We start from the raw sequence: 16,686 nt of genomic DNA on the forward strand, positions 1-16,686 counted from the left end.
CGCAATAAAAAACGCACCCCGGACAGAGGTGCGTTTTCAAAGATTTCTCAGTGATTTAAGGCTTAGCCTGCGACTTTTTGTGCCAGAGGCTCAAAAAGTGGGTTTGCCGTGTGGAAGACATACTCCAGCGGCGTCACCGTCACCATTTGTGCCCCTTCCTCGCGCAGCTTATCCGCACATTCGGGAACTCTGGAAGCAGGGCAATGCAGGATCAAAGAAGAGCCTTCGATTCCAAACGGAGCCACACAGCCGAGCTCTGCCACTTTCTCCAGAACACCTGCTGGATTGGCAACAACAGTCCGCATCTCTTTGAAATTGTGAGCGTTATCCTGCGCGGTGATACGGTCCAGCATCAAGCGAGCTGCCTGAAGCGCTTTCTCGTCCCAGTTCGCTGTTCTGGACGCCACAAGGTGCGCCTGAGACTTGGCAATCACGCCATCCTCAGGGATCTTCAGATTGTTGGCTTTCAGCGTAGAACCGGTTGAGGTGATGTCGACCACCAGCTCAGCAGACCCAGCCGCAGGTGCTCCCTCAGTTGCACCAGCACTCTCAACAATACGGTAATCCGCAATGCCTTTTTCGGCAAAGAACTGCCGTGTATGGTTCACATACTTGGTTGCAATGCGCAGGCGACGACCATGCCGCGCCCGAAAATCTGAAGCAACATCAGCAAGATCGGACATGGTGGACACGTCAATCCAGGCCGTTGGAACAGCGATCACAACATCCGCATGTCCAAAGCCAAGAGCGGTGATGATGTGGGTCTTTTCCTCTGGGCGGTCAATGTTCTCGTTGACTAGATCCGTCCCAGTAATGCCGAAGTGAACCGTACCAGCCGCAATCTCACGAGCGATCTCAGAAGCTGAAAGGAAAGCGATCTCAACACCGTCCACGCCCTTCAGTGTGCCGCGATAGTTACGATCACCACCTGGACGCTTCACTTTCAAACCAGCACGCGCGAAAAACGCATGGGTCATTTCCTGAAGGCGGCCCTTGGAAGGAATAGCAAGAATAAGATTAGAGCTCATTAGTTTGCTCCCTCACCAGCTCGGTCCAGCCAGATTGTAAAGCCAACAGCAGGCACAGTGCTTGGCGCGCCAAGACGCTCAACCAGCTTGTTGTAACGACCACCACCGATCACTTGTCCCAGATGTTCACTGGATTCATGATGAATTTCAAAGACAAAGTCGGTGTAGTAATCAAGGCGGCGCCCGAAATCACCGGAGTATTCGAGTGCTGAGATATCGATGCCACGCTCTGCCATCAAATCAGTCCGCTTGGCCAGACGCTCAATGGAAGCATCCAGATCAAGGCCTGTTTCCTTGGCAAAACCATGCAAGGTTTCAACTGCTTTGGCTGGCGGAGGACCAGACACGTTGAGATACTCGGTCAGTCGAGCAATCACGTCTTTGTCGATCCCGGAACCTGCAGAAAGCGCAGCCTGCTCCATGAAGCGTTCAGCAATCTCATGAGCTGTACGCCCGCCAACAGCAGAAATGCCCGCAAGTGACAGCACGTCTTCAACCACGGCCACAGCAGCTTCAGGATCACGCCCTTCAAGAGCTGCAAGGAAGCCCAGCTTGGCGTCCGGTTTCGCTTCAGAGCCACCCATGCGGTTGATAACCTGATCAAGGCGATCACGCTCACCAAACACATCGCGCAAACGACGCTGCCAGACCTTTGGAATCTCAAGGGCTTGCAGAACAGCCGTAAACAAGCCCTCATCGCCTACGCGAATGCGGGGGGAGGACAAGCCAAGGCTGGAAGATGCTTCAAGAGCAAGCGCCAGCATATCAGCGTCTGCTTGCTCTTGGTCCGTACGGCCAATGGATTCAACACCGGCCTGCATGGTTTCGCCCAATTGTCCAGGTCGATGTCGGAAAACTTGTCCAACATAGGAGAATGCCGCAGTACGACCCGCTTCACCTGTTTCCAGATAATGTCGGGCAATCGGAATGGTAAAATCAGGACGCAAGCAAAGCTCTTGTCCGTCTTCTCCTGTGGTCAGGAAAAGGCGCCGCCTAAGATCTTCACCAGCCAGATCCAAAAAAATATCGGCTGGCTGCAAGATTGGCGGGGTAGCCTCTTCATAACCGGCATCCCGAAAAAGCTGGCTCAAAGCCATGCTGCGGTTATCCCCCAATGTCATATTAGTTCTCGCTTTGGTTTTTGCGATCTTCTTCCTGAGCAGCCAGAAGCTTCTTCACTTCTGCAACAAGCTCATCCCGTTTCACAGCAAACTGTGCAGGACGGCTCTCGCGCCAGGTTTTGTTATCTTCAATCTCAGCAGAAAGGCGTTTGCCTTCAATGAGATCTTTGATCTGTACTTCGCCTTCTTCACGCTCCTGAGAGCCCTGAATGATGGCACAAGGTGAGTTGCGCTTATCAGCGTACTGCAACTGCTTACCAAACTGTTTTGGGTTGCCCTGGTACATCTCAGCACGGATGCCCGCTGTGCGCAGGTCCTGAACCATGGCCTGATAATGCGCAATGGAATCAATGTCCTTGTCCATCACACACACAACCACAGGGCCTGCAATCTCATCCTGACCAAGCTTGCCAAGAGTAGTCAGCGCAGCCATCAGGCGGGAAACACCAACAGAGAAGCCGGTAGAAGGCACAGGCTGGCTCATGAAGCGGGAAACGAGACCATCATAACGGCCACCACCGCCCACGGAACCAAAGCGCACAGGACGACCTTTCTCGTCCTTCACTTCAAAGGTGAGTTCGGCTTCGTAAACTGGGCCGGTGTAGTACTCAAGACCACGTACGACAGAAGGGTCGATTAGAACACGGCCATCGGTGTAGCCAGCTGCATCAAACAGCTTGCCCATGGTCGCCAGCTCTTCAACGCCTTCAGCACCGGTTTTGCTGTCTGCGATCAAACTGCGAAGGTTCTCGATGGTCTGGTCGGTGGTTTCTCCACCAGCTTCCACAAAGGCCAACACCTTTTCTGCTTCAGCGTCACCAAGGCCAGCACCCTTCGTAAAGTCGCCGGAATCATCCTTGCGGCCTTCACCAAGCAGCGCTTTCACACCTTCAACACCAAGGCGGTCAAGTTTGTCGACAGCGCGCAGAACAGTCAGACGAGTATCTGCATGTTCATCACCGGCAAGGCCGATAACTTCCATCACACCGTCCAGAACCTTGCGGTTGTTCACGCGGATCACATAGTCACCGCGAGAGATGCCGAGACGCTCCATGGTGTCAGAAGCCATCATGCAGATTTCAGCGTCTGCAGAAACAGAAGGCGCACCAATCGTGTCAGCATCAAACTGCATGAACTGGCGGAAACGGCCAGGTCCAGGCTTCTCATTGCGGAATACGTATCCAGCACGGTAGCTGCGATAAGGCTTTGGCAGGCTTTCAAAATTTTCCGCCACATGACGGGCGAGGGGCGCGGTCAGATCATACCGCAGGCTCATCCATTGCTCGTCATCATCTTGTAGCGAAAACACACCAGCGTTCGGACGATCCTGATCTGGCAAGAACTTGCCGAGAGCATCAGTGTACTCGAACATTGGAGTTTCCACGGGCTCAAAGCCATAAAGCTCATAGGTCTGTTTGATAACAGAGATCATCTGCTCCATTGCCAGCAGTTCTGCTGGACCGCGATCTACAAATCCGCGCGGCAAACGAGCTTTGAGCTTGGCACTTTTCTTTTTTGCCATGAGGCCGTCTCATCCATGAAATAATTAGGTGGTTGCAAAAGCTACCCCTAGAAGTTCTTCAGAACACTCTAAGGTAAGTATGCTGTTGTCAGTCTCCTAGCCCATTGAGCAGGGGAGGGCAAGGCGCGAAGGGGACGCAATCCGGCGCAAATTTCCCAATCAATACTTGCAATAGCGTCAAGAGCGGCTAAGGTCGCCCGAAAAAATGGAAGGGCCATTCTCTCAAGTATGAGAAGGAAGGTCTGCACACTGGAGAAATCATGGTGTCAAACACCAATAGTGAACAAACTGAAATCAGCAAATCTGATGCCCGCGTCACCGGACCGGCAGAGCTAACCGTTGTACTGCCAACCTATAACGAGAGCAAAAACGTCCCGATCGTAGTTGAGCTGCTGGATAAAGCGCTCGCTGGCGTAGCTTGGGAAGTTATTGTTGTTGATGACAATTCTCCAGATGGAACCTCACAAGTTACCGCAGACATTGCGCAAAAAGACCCACGTGTGCGCATCATCCAGCGTATTGGTCGTCGCGGTTTGTCCGGTGCGTGTATCGAAGGCATGCTGGCCTCCAGCTCAAAGTATGTGGCTGTGATGGATGCTGATCTTCAGCACGATGAAAGCCTTCTGCCAAAGATGTTGGAAGCGCTCCGTTCTCAAAACTACGATATTTGCGTGGCCTCCCGCCATGTGGAAGGTGGGGATGTCGGAACCGGTCTGTCCTCTGTTCGCGCATGGGGCTCCAACCTTGCCAACAATCTGGCGCGCAAGTTCCTCAAAGTGGAACTGTCAGACCCGATGAGTGGCTTCTTCATGCTGCGCCGGGACCGGTTTGTAGAACTGGCACCGCGCCTGTCGTCTCAGGGCTTCAAGATCATGTTGGATATCGTTGCCAGCGGAAAAGGCGCTCTGCGAGTGAAGGAACTCCCATTCGTCTTCCGCGAACGCCAGCACGGCGAGAGCAAGCTCGATACGCTGGTAACAATGGATTACCTCGGTCTGCTGGTCTCCAAACTCTTCAATGACACGATCTCTGTTCGCTTCCTCATGTACTCCATGGTTGGCGGAACCGGTGTCGTCGTTCACCTCATCGCCCTGAAGATCCTGCTAGCTCTCTTCGGTCTGCCATTCGGCGTTGCACAGCTGATAGCGACCTTCGTTGCGATGAGCTCAAACTTCTTCCTCAACAACCGTCTGACTTATCGCGACCGCCGTTTGAAGGGGTTTGCGTGGGTCAAAGGTCTGTTCACATTCTATGTGATTTGTAGCTTTGGTATTTTGGCAAACGTTGGTGTGGCAGAACTCATCTACACGAACAAGCCAATCTGGTGGTTTGCTGGTGCCGCAGGTGCCATCATGGGCGCGGTCTGGAACTACATCGTTTCCAACGCGCTCACATGGCGCAAAGGCTAACCTCATCTGCGAGAAGCAAAGTCTGTTCTTTGCTTCTCCATAAGCTGACGACCAAAACAGATGCTCTCAGAGGAATGCACGTAGATGCAGGATAACACCGCAGGAAAGCCCCTGAGCTTTTGGTTGCGCCCAACCAACCTCATTCTGATTGTCGCCGTCCTGTCTCTGGCACGGTTAGTGACCGGCATGAATGTGGATCTGGTTGAGGACGAAGCCTATTACCGCTTGTGGGGACTGTACCCGGCTTTGGGGTACTACGATCACCCGCCAATGGTGGCTTATTGGATCTGGCTCGGTCAGGCACTGTTTGGTGATACGGCTCTGGGCGTGCGGTTCATCAGCATCTTATCCGCGGCCATCGGTTCTCTTGTCCTCTGGCGCACAGCCAAGATCTTGTACGATGTACACGTCGCTGGCTGGACAGTCCTCTTCTTCAATGCCAGCCTTTTAATCGGCGTTGGTTCTCTCCTCGCCACTCCAGATGCGCCCTCGGTCTTCTTCTGGGGCCTTGCTCTTTGGGGCATGGCGGAACTGTCAGTCTCGAAGAACGCTAACTGGTGGATCCTAGTCGGTATCTTCGCTGGCCTGGGTCTCCTCTCCAAGTATTCCGTGCTGTTTCTGGGTGCAGGCATCATCCTCTGGCTGATCTGGGTTCCTGAAAACCGTAGATATCTGCTGTCGTGGCAGCTTTGGCTTGGTGGTGCGCTGGCAATCGCGATTTTCTCTCCGGTGCTCTACTGGAATTCCCAGCACGAGTGGATCTCCTTCGTAAAGCAGTTTGGTCGGTCAGTTCCTGAAGGCTACTCAATCAAATACATCGGTGAGTTTATTGGCGCGGTTGCTGGCTTGCTCAATCCGTTGGTCTTCATCATTGCAATGGTTGGAGCATGGCGCGTTATCCGCCTGATGCTGAAGCAGGACAATGCCGCCAGTCTGTTGGTGCTGACAGTCCTGCCGTTTCTGATCTACCTGTTCTTCCATTCCCTTCATTCGCGAGTGCAAGGCAACTGGCCTGCGCCAATGTACCCGACATTGGCTCTGTTTGCGGGTATCGTAGCAGCTTATCCGCCTGCGAATGTCGGCCGTTGGTTCAAGGCTCTGGCGCCAACCGCTGTGGGGCTTGGCGTTGTCCTGGCTGGCTTGGTCTATGTGCATGCGTTCACAGCGCTGAACACATCTCTTGGCCGAAAAGATCCAACCCATCAGATGCGTGGGTGGCAGCAAATCGGAGATGAAGTTGCACGGCTGGCAAAGGCCAATGACATCGATTGGGTTGCAACCACCAGCTATGGTTTGACTGGCCAAATGTCGAACGCGCTCAAGACTTCAGGTCTTAAGGTCTACGGAATTCCTGAGCGAATGCGCTATGCAATGATTCCCGATAATCTCCAAAATCCTGAAAATAGTGACATGCTCTATGTCACCGAGGAAAGAAGAGATCGCTCTCAAAAGCTGAAAAGCAACTTCAATCAGGTTGAGCTGCTGGAGACCATCCCCCGAGAGAATAAGGGATTATTCGGAAAAACAGCTATTGAAAATGTACGGATCTATCGGTTATCAGGAGCCAAAGAACCCCTGAAATCCAACTGAGAGGGCTGAGATTCCGTTGCGTTAAAATTGCAGGCTTTGTTAAATGTACTCCTGAACCTTTTGGATTGGGAGATCCGCGCGATGAAGCGCATCCTCTTGACGAGTCTGGAATTTGGGCAAAGCTACGGAGTTGATCGAGCGATCTGCGATTTGATTATCGCGGGCCGCCTCTCTGCCGTCGGTTGCGTTGTTACCGGAGAGATGTGGTCAAGAGAGTTCTATCAGCTCCGTGATGTTGTGGCCTGGGCCGAGCACGAAACCATGGTTGGCCTCACGGTGACCCTCACAAAGCCCGCTGCGCCATTGACTGACTTTGGCCGCACAGTGTTTGGAGATGTCTTCCCGGCAAACTGGTGGTACGCAATCCGCAGTCCCATGAAGATGCTGCCCGAAGAGGCAATCGCAGCTGAGATTGCGGCACAGGTAGACTTGTTCGAGGAAGTCTATGCCCGTCCGCCGGCCTTTGTCGCCATTCAGGGCAATCTGGCAAAACATCCTGCCGTGCATTCTGCGCTGATCACAGTACTCAGCATGATGACAGGCCGCGAGCCAGCGCTTGTGTTGCCTGCCGGAGTTTCCAGAACTGGCAATGCCATTGCAAAGCGCGCAACCAAAGCAGGGTTGGAGACGATTTTCTCCGGGCCAGATCTACCGATGGCTGATGAAGATACGGATCTTCGGGATTTCTTCTGGCATGGAATCAATGAAGCTCAGGATTCCGCGATGATCTTGTGTCGCCCGTCTTATCCGGAAGAACAGGCGCAACCCGTCAAAAAGAAAAACATGCGTCAGAGCTCGTCTCGTGAAAACCAACTCAAGTTCCTGATTAGTGAGGAATTTCCGTTTCTTTTGATGGAAAAAGATATCTTCTTGTTCTAAGAACGATCTCTCCCTGCGGTTGAAGAGATCGTTCCTTTTGAATTTGCCATAAACGTTGGGGTATTTATGAACACCCCTAATTTGCCTAAAACTAAAGAATATCTCTGTGACTTCGGTCACAAAATGGCCGCATGATAGACCTAATTAAAATCATCAATTATATTGATGCAGCTTAAACTAAAAAACTGAATCAACGGCGCGTCAGGACCTTGTGGCAAGATGACAAAGTTCAAAGAACTCCTTCAAAACAGCTTTTCACTATCGGGTTTGGCAGAGGAGCATGCACATGGTCTCTCTGAAATTGCCCAGCCTATGTCATTGAAATCTAGCGCAGTTCTCTTCAAGGCTGGCGATCCGGGCAATGGATGTTACGCAATCATCGAAGGCAGCATGAAGGTCTCCGTTGTTTCGCTGGATGGCAGTGAACAGCTGCTGGCCGTTTTGGGGCAGGGCTCTCTGGTTGGTGAAATTGCCTTGCTTGATGGCAGTGAACGTTCGGCCACAGTGACTGCTCTGAAGCCGAGTCAGCTTGCATTTATCTCCAAAGCTGCATTTTATCGTTATGCGGATGAGAACCCCGCTGTGTATCGCCACATGCTGCAGATTGTGGCGACTCGCTTGCGCCGGTCCAACGATGCTCTTGCCGCTCGTTCCTTCCTTCCGCTTAATGGTCGCGTTGCTCAAACCCTGCTGCAACTCTCTGAAACCTTTGGCAAAAAAGTCGACAGCAATAAGATCCTAGTGCACTACAAGATCTCTCAGGCAGAGATCGCCAATATGGCTGGTGGTGCCCGTGAGAACGTGAGCCGTGTGCTCAACGTCTGGAAACGTGAGGGCGTCATCAGTCGCCTCTCTGGATATTACTGCCTCGAAAAGCCAGAGGTGCTACGAGCTGCCGCAGAGCTTTAAACTCGGTATTTGAGTAAAAGTGACCCAAAGTAACAACAAGGGCATGAGCTTTGTCCCTGCAAGGCTCCTGAAACACCGAGATGACTTATCAGCACTTTGACATTCGCCCACTAGACGAATGCACTCCAGTTCACCCTGACCTGACACACGATCAGGTCCGTGCGCTGGTCGCCAATCATTCAGAAAAACTTCGTCAGAATGATACACTGGCAAACGTCTACCAGAGCAACATGAAATGCGACTGGGAAGACTATGAAGCGCAGGCCGTTCGTTTCTGGTGCTCCGCTCTCATGAAAGACCAGAGCTACTCCGGTCGCCCGATTGGCAAGTATCGTGGTTCTGCAAAGCAGGTATGCGGTGATGATATTGCCAGCTGGTTGAATTTATTCGAGAATGCCGTCGAAGAATGTGTTGCTGAAACCGCTCGGGCCAATACCATGAAATGTGCGACCCAGGTTGTTGATTGCTTCCATATGGCGATGATCCCTTCTTGAGTAGTTGAGCTTCGCCATGCATAGCATTTCCTCTGATGGATCGACGGAGCTTTAAAACTATGAATGATACAAGAGACGCTGTCGAAGAAGAGCAGCCAGTAGGTGAGCTGACCACGCGCACAATGGCGATGCCGGCAGACACCAATGCATCTGGCGATATCTTCGGCGGTTGGGTTGTCTCTCAAATGGATATTGCGGCCGGTATTGCAGCAAGCCAGTGCGCCATGGAGCGCGTTGTGACTGTTGCGATCGACAGTATGACGTTTATTCGCCCTGTAAAAGTCGGCGATGTGATGTGTGTTTACTCCCGTGTCCTCCGTGTTGGCAGAACCTCAATTACGCTGGCAATCGAAGCCTGGGCATTGCGGCATCGTTTTGGTTACCGCGAAAAGGTGACAAATGCTCAGTTCACCTTTGTTGCCGTGGATGATAACGGTAAGCCAATCGAGATCTCTGAAGAGCAGCGTGCAAAGTACAACAACGTTTAATCAGCTCTCTGGTCAGGAAGAGGAAACAAGCTGTGTCATCCAAAATTCCCGTTATGTCAGCGCGTGAACGGACACCGCTTGATCCTTCCATTACACCAGCACAGATCAACCTGTTGGTTGAGAGCTTTTATGGCAGAGTACGCCAGCACGAGACGCTGGGGCCGATCTTCCTAAAAGAAATGGGCGAAGACTGGGGGCCGCATCTGCATAAGATGAAGCATTTCTGGGCCTCCGTTTTGCTGAAGACCGGATCATACAAAGGCAAACCAGTTCCCGCTCACGCAAAAATCACAGGCGTGACCACCGAGAACTTTCATGAATGGATGGATCTGTTTGAAGAAGAGGTCCATGCGATCTTCTCTCCGGAAGCCGCTCCTCTTCTGCTGGCGACTGCACAGCGCATAGCTCAGAGCCTCTGGCTGGCAATGTTTGCAGATCCGTTCGCAACGCCTCCTGCCAGGTTTGGCACGCGCGCAGCTTGAATATCATCTACTGATTATGGATCAGCTTGCTTAGCTCGGGAATTTCTTTTTCGAGCGAAGCGCGTTTTGTCTGAAGTATTCGCGCAGCGCTTCCAGCTCGTCAGGACGGCGGCGCACAGTATCAGCGAACAAACGCTCGTCAACGACCGTATGGCACCCTTCAGCCCACAAACGCAGCAGAACCGCAAAACGATCAGAACGCTCTTCTGTGGTGAGGGGAGTGTTGGCCTGACGCGTTGAGTTGGAAAGCAGACGGCTGCGCAGCCCTTTTTCTAAGATTAAACAGTCGAGCAGATAGCCAGCGGTAAACTCGTCGGCAAGATGAGCGACGGCTTCCCTCAAGGATTGAGGCACATATTCAGATACATACGATTGCCATGCAGACTGAGGCTGACTAGCAAGATCAAACATTAAATCCTCCATCGGTTTCCCGAGGAGGACTGGCGCAAAATCCATTGAAACTACCGCTTGGTTGTTACGAATGATGAAGACGACGTCCTCAGTTCGAAACCACATCCCTTTCGGCGGAGACCACCTTGCCCGGTTAGGCAGGTTGGCGAGGGCGCCAGCCCTTCTCTTGATGATGCGTAGGATTTGGCACGAAAATGAGGCAAATGCAAGTGGGCACCTTTCCTTTGTTCTTTGTCCACACTTTCAAACTTACGTTATGTCGTATTCTAGCACCACAAAACGCAACTTCCGCTAAGTGAATATCTTCAATTTTTGTGGTTCTATAAACCGAATTCCCGTCATATCTGAGTATTCTCCTCAGACTTTGAATGAGCGCATAGTGACAGCTCACTCAGCAGAACATTCCGAATAATGCGATAACTTTTCTCAGTCAAATTTCTAGGCCGTTATGGAGGAAAACCCATGTGCACCACGAAACCTGTTCTCTATGGAGTCCTGTCAGGGTGCGCTTATGCTTTGCTGCTAACCACTTCATTAGCAGCAACAAAAACCGAAACTGTTGATGGTGTCGCCACCGAGTATGTCGAGCAGGACACCGACGACCAGAAAACGCTAGCCCGCAACACTGGCGTGGTGGTGATGCCTCCAGGCTTTCGCATAGAGCCTTACGCCGTTGTACCGGATGCGCGCCATATGGCAGTCGCGCCAGATGGTAAAACTGTTTTTGTTGGCACAACCACAGATCGAGTCTGGGTGGTGACGCAGGATGAAGACACCAAAAAAGCTGCTGAAGTCCGTCAGTTTGCTCCAAATCAGTCCTTTGTCATCCCCAATGGTGTCTGCTTCACCAAAGATGGCTCACTGATCCTTGCCGAGCAAAACCGCGTTTTGAGCTTTCCAGATGCTTTGGAGAACAAAAAACAGGGCAAACCTGCTGTGAAGGTGCTTGTTGGTCAGGGAATGCTTATTCCTCCTTCTGAAGAAAACTACAATCACTCCGCCCGCGTTTGCGATCGGGGACCGGATGATCGCATCTACATCTCTCTCGGACAGCCCTACAACGTACCGCCCAAGATGAAGCTGAAGCTCTATGACAGTCTCGGCATCGGTGGCATCATCTCCATCACCACCGATGGAATGGATCGCCAAGTCTACGCCACTGGCATCAGAAACTCCGTAGGCCTGGAGTTCCATCCAGACAGCGGAAACCTCTGGTTCACTGACAATCAGGTCGATGGCATGGGCGATGACATTCCACCTGAAGAGCTGAACAAAGCCACAGAACCCGGCAAGAACTACGGCTTCCCTTGGTATGGCGGTGGAACCGTTAGAACCCCGCACTACATCGATGAGCCAGTACCAAGCGGTGTGGTCGATCCTGAAGTCGAGCTGGATGCGCATGCAGCCAGTCTTGGTATGACGTTCTATCAGGGGGATATGTTCCCTGATGAGTACAAAGGCGGCGTCTTCATCGCGCAGCATGGCTCATGGGATCGTTCCGTGCCCATTGGCGCCCGCGTGGTCTTCGTTCCAATCAACGCGCAGGAAGAAGCTGGAGAACCCAGTATTGTTGCAACTGGTTGGATCGACGCCAGTGGCGATTATCTGGGCCGCCCCGTTGATGTGGTTGAACTGGGCGACGGCTCCCTGCTGATCTCAGATGACTCCGCAGGTGGCATCTACCGCATGTATTACGAAGGTAAGTAGCCCAAAACAAATAAGACCAGAGGAATCCCTCTGGTCTTCTCATCTTCTATCGTAAGCCCTTAGTGCTCTCCGGGGATACCTTTGTAGGCATTAGGTCCCCAAACCTCTTTCACGCGCTGGTCACGACCACAGCGATAGCGGTAGTACTTGTAGCGGATCGGGTTCTTTTCATAATAGTTCTGATGATAGTCCTCTGCGTCGTAGAACGTGGACGCGGTGCGGATAGGCGTTACAATCGGACGGTTCGTTTCACCGGACTTCTCAAGTGCCTTCTTGGAAGCCTTTGCTTTCTTCAGCTGAGCCGGGGAGGTTGCAAAGATGGTTGTCTGATAGCTTTCACCGCGATCGCAGAACTGGCCACCAGCGTCTGTTGGATCAACAGAATGCCAGAAAGCAGTCAGCAGCTCTTCGTAAGACACCTTCGCCGGATCAAACTTCACTTCCAGCGCTTCAATATGGCCGGTACCACCAGCTGAAACCTGCTTGTAGGTCGGGTTCTCGGTACGGCCACCGGTGTAACCAGAGGTGGTTTCAAGAACGCCATCGATCTTGTCGAAATCAGACTCGATGCACCAGAAGCAACCGCCTGCAAAAATGGCAGTTTCGGTTTTCGCAGCGTGGGCAGGCTGGCTCACAGCATAAAGCAAAGGAAGAACGGCAAGGGCTTTCGCAGCTTTGCGTGCAATCATCTCAGATCCTTAAATCAGGTCATGCATTGGAATTGCCAAAACCCTAGCAGCCGCCAGAGCACAACGGAAATGAAGTCACATCAACAAAACGTCAGGTCTTGAGAGCACTACAGCTCGCAGGACATGTTCCATCCCGTCACGTTAAAGCCCGCCTTGTAATAAGTGCGGATGGCGCCGTGGTTGTCTGGGGCGACACGAAGTCCGATCCGCGAAAGACCCTGTTCCTCAAACATCGTCTTCAGCACCTGAAGTGCCTTGGAGGCATAGCCTTTGCCGCGATGTTCAGAGTACACCAGAAAATCCATGATGAACGCGGAGCCATCATCGTGAAGCGTGTACCAAAGAAAGCCAACCTCAACCTCACGCCCTTTGGTCTTGTTGAGGATGCTCAGCAGCTTGTTGTGCTCATTGCTTTTGCCTGCTGGAAAAGCTTGCTCCAGACTCTCCTTGGCTTTCTTTAGAGCAGCCTGCTCATCCATCTTGCGATTGGCCATCAGATCCTGCGCATATTCAGAGATGGAAATAATCTGAAACTCATCAAAGCGGTCGGCGGGGAAGTCCTGAAGAACAATCATGGTAAGTCCTGGTTGGCAAAAAGGGGAGCGCTTCAAAATATCCTGCGCTGATCATGCATCACTGAGCTTAATCGAAGGCAAAGACACCGCAAAGCGCAATACTGTGATTTCTAACAGGCGCTGATCAGCAGCAGTCATCTGCCTGTTGGCCTCCCAAACTTGCCGTGAAGTGGCGAAGTGTTATTGGGGCCTTTCTAAAACCAATTCAATTCAGAGCTGCAAATCCTCCGGTTGGTTAGAGACCATCACCTATACTCTGCGTTACTCTTGAAAAGGATTGCGCATGATTATCCTCCTGGCGTGTATCGCGGTGCTCTGTGGGTTGCTCTATGGCTACAACGAGGGCGTCATTGCCGGCGCGTATCAGCCAATAAAAGCAGAGTTTGCGTTCTCTGCGTATTGGGGAGGCCTGTTGGTCGCGTCCTTGTCCATTGGTGGTCTCATCGGTGCTTACTTGAGTTCCTACCTCAGTGATAGGTTCGGCAGGCGATCAACGGTCATGATCGCGGCCCTATTCTTCATCACTGGCGCGGGCTTATCCGGTGTCGCGCAAGACCTTTTCATCCTCACATTCGCTCGTTCTCTCATTGGCATGGGGATCGGCCTGTCCTCCATGGCTGGCCCGCAATACGTCTCCGAGATCGCACCGCGCAAAATCAGGGGCCGAATGCTTGGCGCGTTTCAGTTCATGATCTCCTTCGGCGTGTTGATCGGTTACCTCACCAATCTGGTTACGTTGGATCTCGGCTACACCGCTGAAATCATCAACCGCTGGCAGTTCATGTTCCTCCTTTCTGCAATTCCGGCCGCACTGCTGCTTTTCGGTATCTGGAGTGCGCCAGAAAGTCCGAGGTGGCTCGTCATGGCAAACCGCTCAAAGGAGGCGGAAGCGGTCTTTGAAAAGATCGAGCCAAATCGAACCGTCGAGTGGGTCAAAGGCAACGTCAAGCGCATCGAAGAGGATCTCGCTGAAGTCGCAGACCAAAAGGGGGGCTGGCTGGATCTCATAAACCCGCGTAATCGCCCCATTACCAGTTTCTGCGTCTTCACCTTCCTGTTCCAGCAGCTCAGCGGCATCAACGCAGTCATCCTTTACGCTCCCGAACTGTTCGGCGACCTCGGCTTTTCAGCTGAGGCAAGCCGTCTGTCTGCCACTGTCGGGCTCGGCTCTGCGTTGGCGCTGGCCGCTGCTGCCAGCCTGCTCCTGATTGACCGTGTCGGTCGCCGCCCACTCATGGTCTACGGCTTACCCGCCTGCGCCTTCTCCCAGTTCCTGATCGTTGGCGGTTTCATCATGGGCGATGGCATCGGCACAGCTCTCTCCGTCACCGGTCTGTGCCTCTATGTAATCTCATACTCCCTCTCCATGGGCCCATTGCCGTGGGTCTACATGTCAGAAGTCTTCCCGAATTACCTGAGGGCTAAGGGAATGGTCGTTGCGGTGACGGTGAACTGGGTCTTCACCTTCCTGGTGGTGTTTGTCTTCCCCAAGTTCAACCAGCTCTTCTCCATCACAGAGATCTTCCTCTTCTTCGGCATCTGCTGCTGTATTGGCACTGTGTACGCCGTACGCCGCGCACCAGAGACCAAAGGCGTCTCACTCGAGGATATCTACGACTTGTTCCATAAACGCGGAGGAACGTCCGCTGAGGGCTCTGTGGCAGGAGAATAAAACAACAAGCACCAAAAGCACCGCATGACCTGTCATGCAGCGGGGAAGCTAAGATCCCGAAGAACGGGGTGAGCAAGGCGAGCAGGCAGTGCCTGCGCATTGTAATTAAATAAGTTTCTTCGGCATTGGCTGCTCGCCTTGCCCGGGCGTTTTTGCATGAAACAAGGTCTCCACCGAAAGGCATTGGGAGCAGGTGCCTACCCATCAGGATCAGCCCTCACAAAGCACAAGGCTTTGATCAGAACCTCCCCCTCTGAGCAGTTGCTATCCGGAACAGTTTGACCTGTCCGTGACAGCTGCAGCTGCCAGTGTAGACGCCCATCGGGTGACCAGCTTCCGCTTGGTCCCTGCACTAAAGACTTTCAAGGGGTGTTTCAACGGACCCGCCAGATGATGCGTTACTTCACCCGGTAGCCCCGCCCAGCCCACGCCGCACTGACGGTCGGTCCGCCAGCTGCCCGTTTACGTGAACATGAGCTAAGTATGCAGGAGCCTGAGAGGAGGGGGATAAGAATTTCACTTACGAACCAATCTGTTTAAGTGGGCAAACAAACCTCAATTCAAGTTGAATTGAGATCTCCTGATGATTGGATAACAAACACCGATGACAAATTTGGTTAAACTAAATTAAGGCTCCAATATCTAACCATGCAACCCGCAGATCAGAATTCTATATGCTCACTACATTCACTTCAAAGCCTATCGAAGTAAGCGTTGTAGCTTCTCGCGTTGCTTGCTTATAAACCATTCTTTACTGTCAGAAGAAAAGAGTAAGATAATGCCATAAAGGCTCATAAGAGTTGTTACAAAAGTGATAATGGCGGAAAGGTAAGAGTGGTTGTCAGTTGGTATATCAATGATCACTCTGATCGTAATCCACACGTGTAAAATGATCCAAATCCATTTTGCGATTACGCTACGCTGTCTGCTCACCAACAACATCAAACCGATGTATAAGCCAAAAAAAACGAGTACGGCTATGAGCACAAATCCTGCAGAAACTTCGACTGGAGCCTCAACTGGGACAAAAAGACTGCTAATACTGCCGAGGACCAGTGACCATATGGTGAGCTTTTCAAATAACTTAATAGAGTTAGGCATTACTATAAAATTTCTGATCCTCAGACAAAAAGTACGACGCCCAAACGTTAGGGCATGCGTTACAAGATAGCCTGTTGCGTCTGCAACGAGTTTACCGCACACAAGTTACCGAAGTAAGCGTTGAAGCTTTTCGCGCTGCTTACTTAGAAACCACTCTTCACTATCAGCAGTAAATAGCAGGATCGTGCCATATATGCCCATAGCTGTAACAATAAATTGAGCAAAAGTAGACGGGTTAGAATAATCATTGGTAGGCAGGTCATAGATAAAAAGCGCTACAGCCAACACTTGCAAGATGATCCAGATCCATTTTGCGATGACGCTACGCAGCCTACTTACCAGCAACATTAGTCCTATTTCAAAGCCCAAAAGGAACAATAAGCCGCCAAATATTAATAAGGGAGTTGCTTCAGCTGGAAAAGGCTGAAGCGGGAAAAAAAGGCCGCTAATGATCCCAATGACAAGTGACCATATAATGAGTTTTTCAAATAATTTAATAGAGTTAGGCATTTGCATGGAAATTCCAAACCTCAGAGAAAAGTAGTACTACAAAACATCAGGCTACCTGCGACGAGAGGGCTGACTGCCGATCTGTATATTTAATTGCAT

Annotated in this window: 16 protein-coding genes and 1 riboswitch; of the genes, 9 read left to right on the forward strand and 7 right to left on the reverse strand. The window is 51.8% G+C overall.

Annotated elements, in window-relative coordinates:
- Positions 1-62 precede the first annotated feature (62 nt).
- From hisG to hisS, 3 genes are read right to left on the reverse strand one after another with little or no spacing between them, the layout of a single operon-like run.
- A complete protein-coding gene (gene hisG, locus PSE_RS07145; RefSeq protein WP_014284243.1) occupies positions 63-1,028 on the reverse strand; it encodes an ATP phosphoribosyltransferase in 966 nt (321 codons plus the stop codon).
- Complete coding sequence (locus PSE_RS07150) at positions 1,028-2,149, reverse strand: ATP phosphoribosyltransferase regulatory subunit (protein WP_083841554.1); 1,122 nt, start codon at positions 2,147-2,149, stop codon at positions 1,028-1,030. The genes hisG and PSE_RS07150 overlap by 1 nt, the downstream gene beginning before the upstream one ends.
- A 1-nt stretch (position 2,150) precedes the next feature.
- Entirely contained in the window at positions 2,151-3,671 is a 1,521-nt protein-coding gene (gene hisS / locus PSE_RS07155; protein WP_008552122.1) for a histidine--tRNA ligase, read from the reverse strand.
- Positions 3,672-3,931: 260 nt separating this feature from the next.
- Here hisS and PSE_RS07160 point away from each other — a divergent pair, with 260 nt between their 5' ends.
- From PSE_RS07160 to PSE_RS07190, 7 genes are all read left to right on the forward strand, one after another.
- Positions 3,932-5,080, forward strand: a complete 1,149-nt coding sequence (locus PSE_RS07160; RefSeq protein WP_014284245.1) for a glycosyltransferase family 2 protein — start codon at positions 3,932-3,934, stop codon at positions 5,078-5,080.
- Between the two features lie 84 nt (positions 5,081-5,164).
- Complete coding sequence (locus tag PSE_RS07165; protein ID WP_014284246.1) at positions 5,165-6,670, forward strand: glycosyltransferase family 39 protein; 1,506 nt, start codon at positions 5,165-5,167, stop codon at positions 6,668-6,670.
- A gap of 81 nt (positions 6,671-6,751) precedes the next feature.
- Entirely contained in the window at positions 6,752-7,549 is a 798-nt protein-coding gene (locus PSE_RS07170) for a ChbG/HpnK family deacetylase (RefSeq protein ID WP_208982433.1), read from the forward strand.
- 219 nt (positions 7,550-7,768) lie between these two features.
- Positions 7,769-8,458, forward strand: a complete 690-nt coding sequence (locus PSE_RS07175; RefSeq protein ID WP_014284247.1) for a Crp/Fnr family transcriptional regulator — start codon at positions 7,769-7,771, stop codon at positions 8,456-8,458.
- 80 nt (positions 8,459-8,538) lie between these two features.
- On the forward strand, positions 8,539-8,952 hold the full coding sequence (locus PSE_RS07180; RefSeq protein WP_008552085.1) for a group III truncated hemoglobin: 414 nt from the start codon (positions 8,539-8,541) through the stop codon (positions 8,950-8,952).
- Positions 8,953-9,011: 59 nt separating this feature from the next.
- Positions 9,012-9,440 carry an acyl-CoA thioesterase gene (locus PSE_RS07185; RefSeq protein ID WP_014284248.1) on the forward strand — a complete coding sequence of 143 codons (429 nt, stop codon included), beginning with the start codon at positions 9,012-9,014 and terminating at the stop codon, positions 9,438-9,440.
- Between the two features lie 32 nt (positions 9,441-9,472).
- The gene (locus PSE_RS07190) at positions 9,473-9,922 is read left to right on the forward strand and encodes a group III truncated hemoglobin (protein WP_244421365.1); all 450 of its coding nucleotides are present in this window, start codon (positions 9,473-9,475) and stop codon (positions 9,920-9,922) included.
- Positions 9,923-9,952: 30 nt separating this feature from the next.
- Here PSE_RS07190 and PSE_RS07195 read toward each other — a convergent pair whose 3' ends face one another.
- Complete coding sequence (locus PSE_RS07195) at positions 9,953-10,333, reverse strand: hypothetical protein (RefSeq protein ID WP_148266102.1); 381 nt, start codon at positions 10,331-10,333, stop codon at positions 9,953-9,955.
- 47 nt (positions 10,334-10,380) lie between these two features.
- Positions 10,381-10,511, reverse strand: a riboswitch (SAM-I-IV-variant riboswitch).
- A 284-nt stretch (positions 10,512-10,795) separates the two neighbouring features.
- On the opposite strand from PSE_RS07195, the gene PSE_RS07200 reads away from it, so the two are divergent.
- Positions 10,796-12,040 carry a sorbosone dehydrogenase family protein gene (locus PSE_RS07200; RefSeq protein ID WP_051125889.1) on the forward strand — a complete coding sequence of 415 codons (1,245 nt, stop codon included), beginning with the start codon at positions 10,796-10,798 and terminating at the stop codon, positions 12,038-12,040.
- A 59-nt stretch (positions 12,041-12,099) separates the two neighbouring features.
- Here PSE_RS07200 and msrA read toward each other — a convergent pair whose 3' ends face one another.
- Both msrA and PSE_RS07210 read right to left on the reverse strand, forming a co-directional pair.
- On the reverse strand, positions 12,100-12,729 hold the full coding sequence (gene msrA, locus PSE_RS07205; protein WP_014284252.1) for a peptide-methionine (S)-S-oxide reductase MsrA: 630 nt from the start codon (positions 12,727-12,729) through the stop codon (positions 12,100-12,102).
- A 107-nt stretch (positions 12,730-12,836) separates the two neighbouring features.
- Positions 12,837-13,304 (reverse strand): N-acetyltransferase, encoded by a 468-nt coding sequence (locus tag PSE_RS07210; RefSeq protein WP_014284253.1) that lies wholly within the window; start codon positions 13,302-13,304, stop codon positions 12,837-12,839.
- 283 nt (positions 13,305-13,587) lie between these two features.
- Between PSE_RS07210 and PSE_RS07215 the strand changes: the two genes are divergently transcribed.
- Positions 13,588-14,976: a sugar porter family MFS transporter gene (locus tag PSE_RS07215; RefSeq protein ID WP_014284254.1), complete on the forward strand. Its 1,389-nt coding sequence runs from the start codon at positions 13,588-13,590 to the stop codon at positions 14,974-14,976.
- A 1,206-nt stretch (positions 14,977-16,182) separates the two neighbouring features.
- Here PSE_RS07215 and PSE_RS07225 read toward each other — a convergent pair.
- The gene (locus tag PSE_RS07225) at positions 16,183-16,593 is read right to left on the reverse strand and encodes a hypothetical protein (protein ID WP_041768096.1); all 411 of its coding nucleotides are present in this window, start codon (positions 16,591-16,593) and stop codon (positions 16,183-16,185) included.
- Between the last annotated feature and the right edge of the window lie 93 nt (positions 16,594-16,686).

The sequence above is a fragment of the Pseudovibrio sp. FO-BEG1 genome (assembly GCF_000236645.1).
In the GTDB taxonomy this organism is placed as follows: Bacteria; Pseudomonadota; Alphaproteobacteria; order Rhizobiales; family Stappiaceae; genus Pseudovibrio.

Coding starts and splice junctions, on each gene's coding strand:
- hisG (WP_014284243.1), bottom strand. CDS start 1,028: ATGAGCTCTAATCTTATTCTTGCTATTCCTTCCAAGGGCCGCCTTCAG.
- PSE_RS07195 (WP_148266102.1), bottom strand. CDS start 10,333: ATGTTTGATCTTGCTAGTCAGCCTCAGTCTGCATGGCAATCGTATGTA.
- PSE_RS07185 (WP_014284248.1), top strand. CDS start 9,012: ATGAATGATACAAGAGACGCTGTCGAAGAAGAGCAGCCAGTAGGTGAG.
- hisS (WP_008552122.1), bottom strand. CDS start 3,671: ATGGCAAAAAAGAAAAGTGCCAAGCTCAAAGCTCGTTTGCCGCGCGGA.
- PSE_RS07200 (WP_051125889.1), top strand. CDS start 10,796: ATGTGCACCACGAAACCTGTTCTCTATGGAGTCCTGTCAGGGTGCGCT.
- PSE_RS07175 (WP_014284247.1), top strand. CDS start 7,769: ATGACAAAGTTCAAAGAACTCCTTCAAAACAGCTTTTCACTATCGGGT.
- PSE_RS07210 (WP_014284253.1), bottom strand. CDS start 13,304: ATGATTGTTCTTCAGGACTTCCCCGCCGACCGCTTTGATGAGTTTCAG.
- msrA (WP_014284252.1), bottom strand. CDS start 12,729: ATGATTGCACGCAAAGCTGCGAAAGCCCTTGCCGTTCTTCCTTTGCTT.
- PSE_RS07150 (WP_083841554.1), bottom strand. CDS start 2,149: ATGACATTGGGGGATAACCGCAGCATGGCTTTGAGCCAGCTTTTTCGG.
- PSE_RS07225 (WP_041768096.1), bottom strand. CDS start 16,593: ATGCAAATGCCTAACTCTATTAAATTATTTGAAAAACTCATTATATGG.
- PSE_RS07170 (WP_208982433.1), top strand. CDS start 6,752: ATGAAGCGCATCCTCTTGACGAGTCTGGAATTTGGGCAAAGCTACGGA.
- PSE_RS07160 (WP_014284245.1), top strand. CDS start 3,932: ATGGTGTCAAACACCAATAGTGAACAAACTGAAATCAGCAAATCTGAT.
- PSE_RS07180 (WP_008552085.1), top strand. CDS start 8,539: ATGACTTATCAGCACTTTGACATTCGCCCACTAGACGAATGCACTCCA.
- PSE_RS07165 (WP_014284246.1), top strand. CDS start 5,165: ATGCAGGATAACACCGCAGGAAAGCCCCTGAGCTTTTGGTTGCGCCCA.
- PSE_RS07215 (WP_014284254.1), top strand. CDS start 13,588: ATGATTATCCTCCTGGCGTGTATCGCGGTGCTCTGTGGGTTGCTCTAT.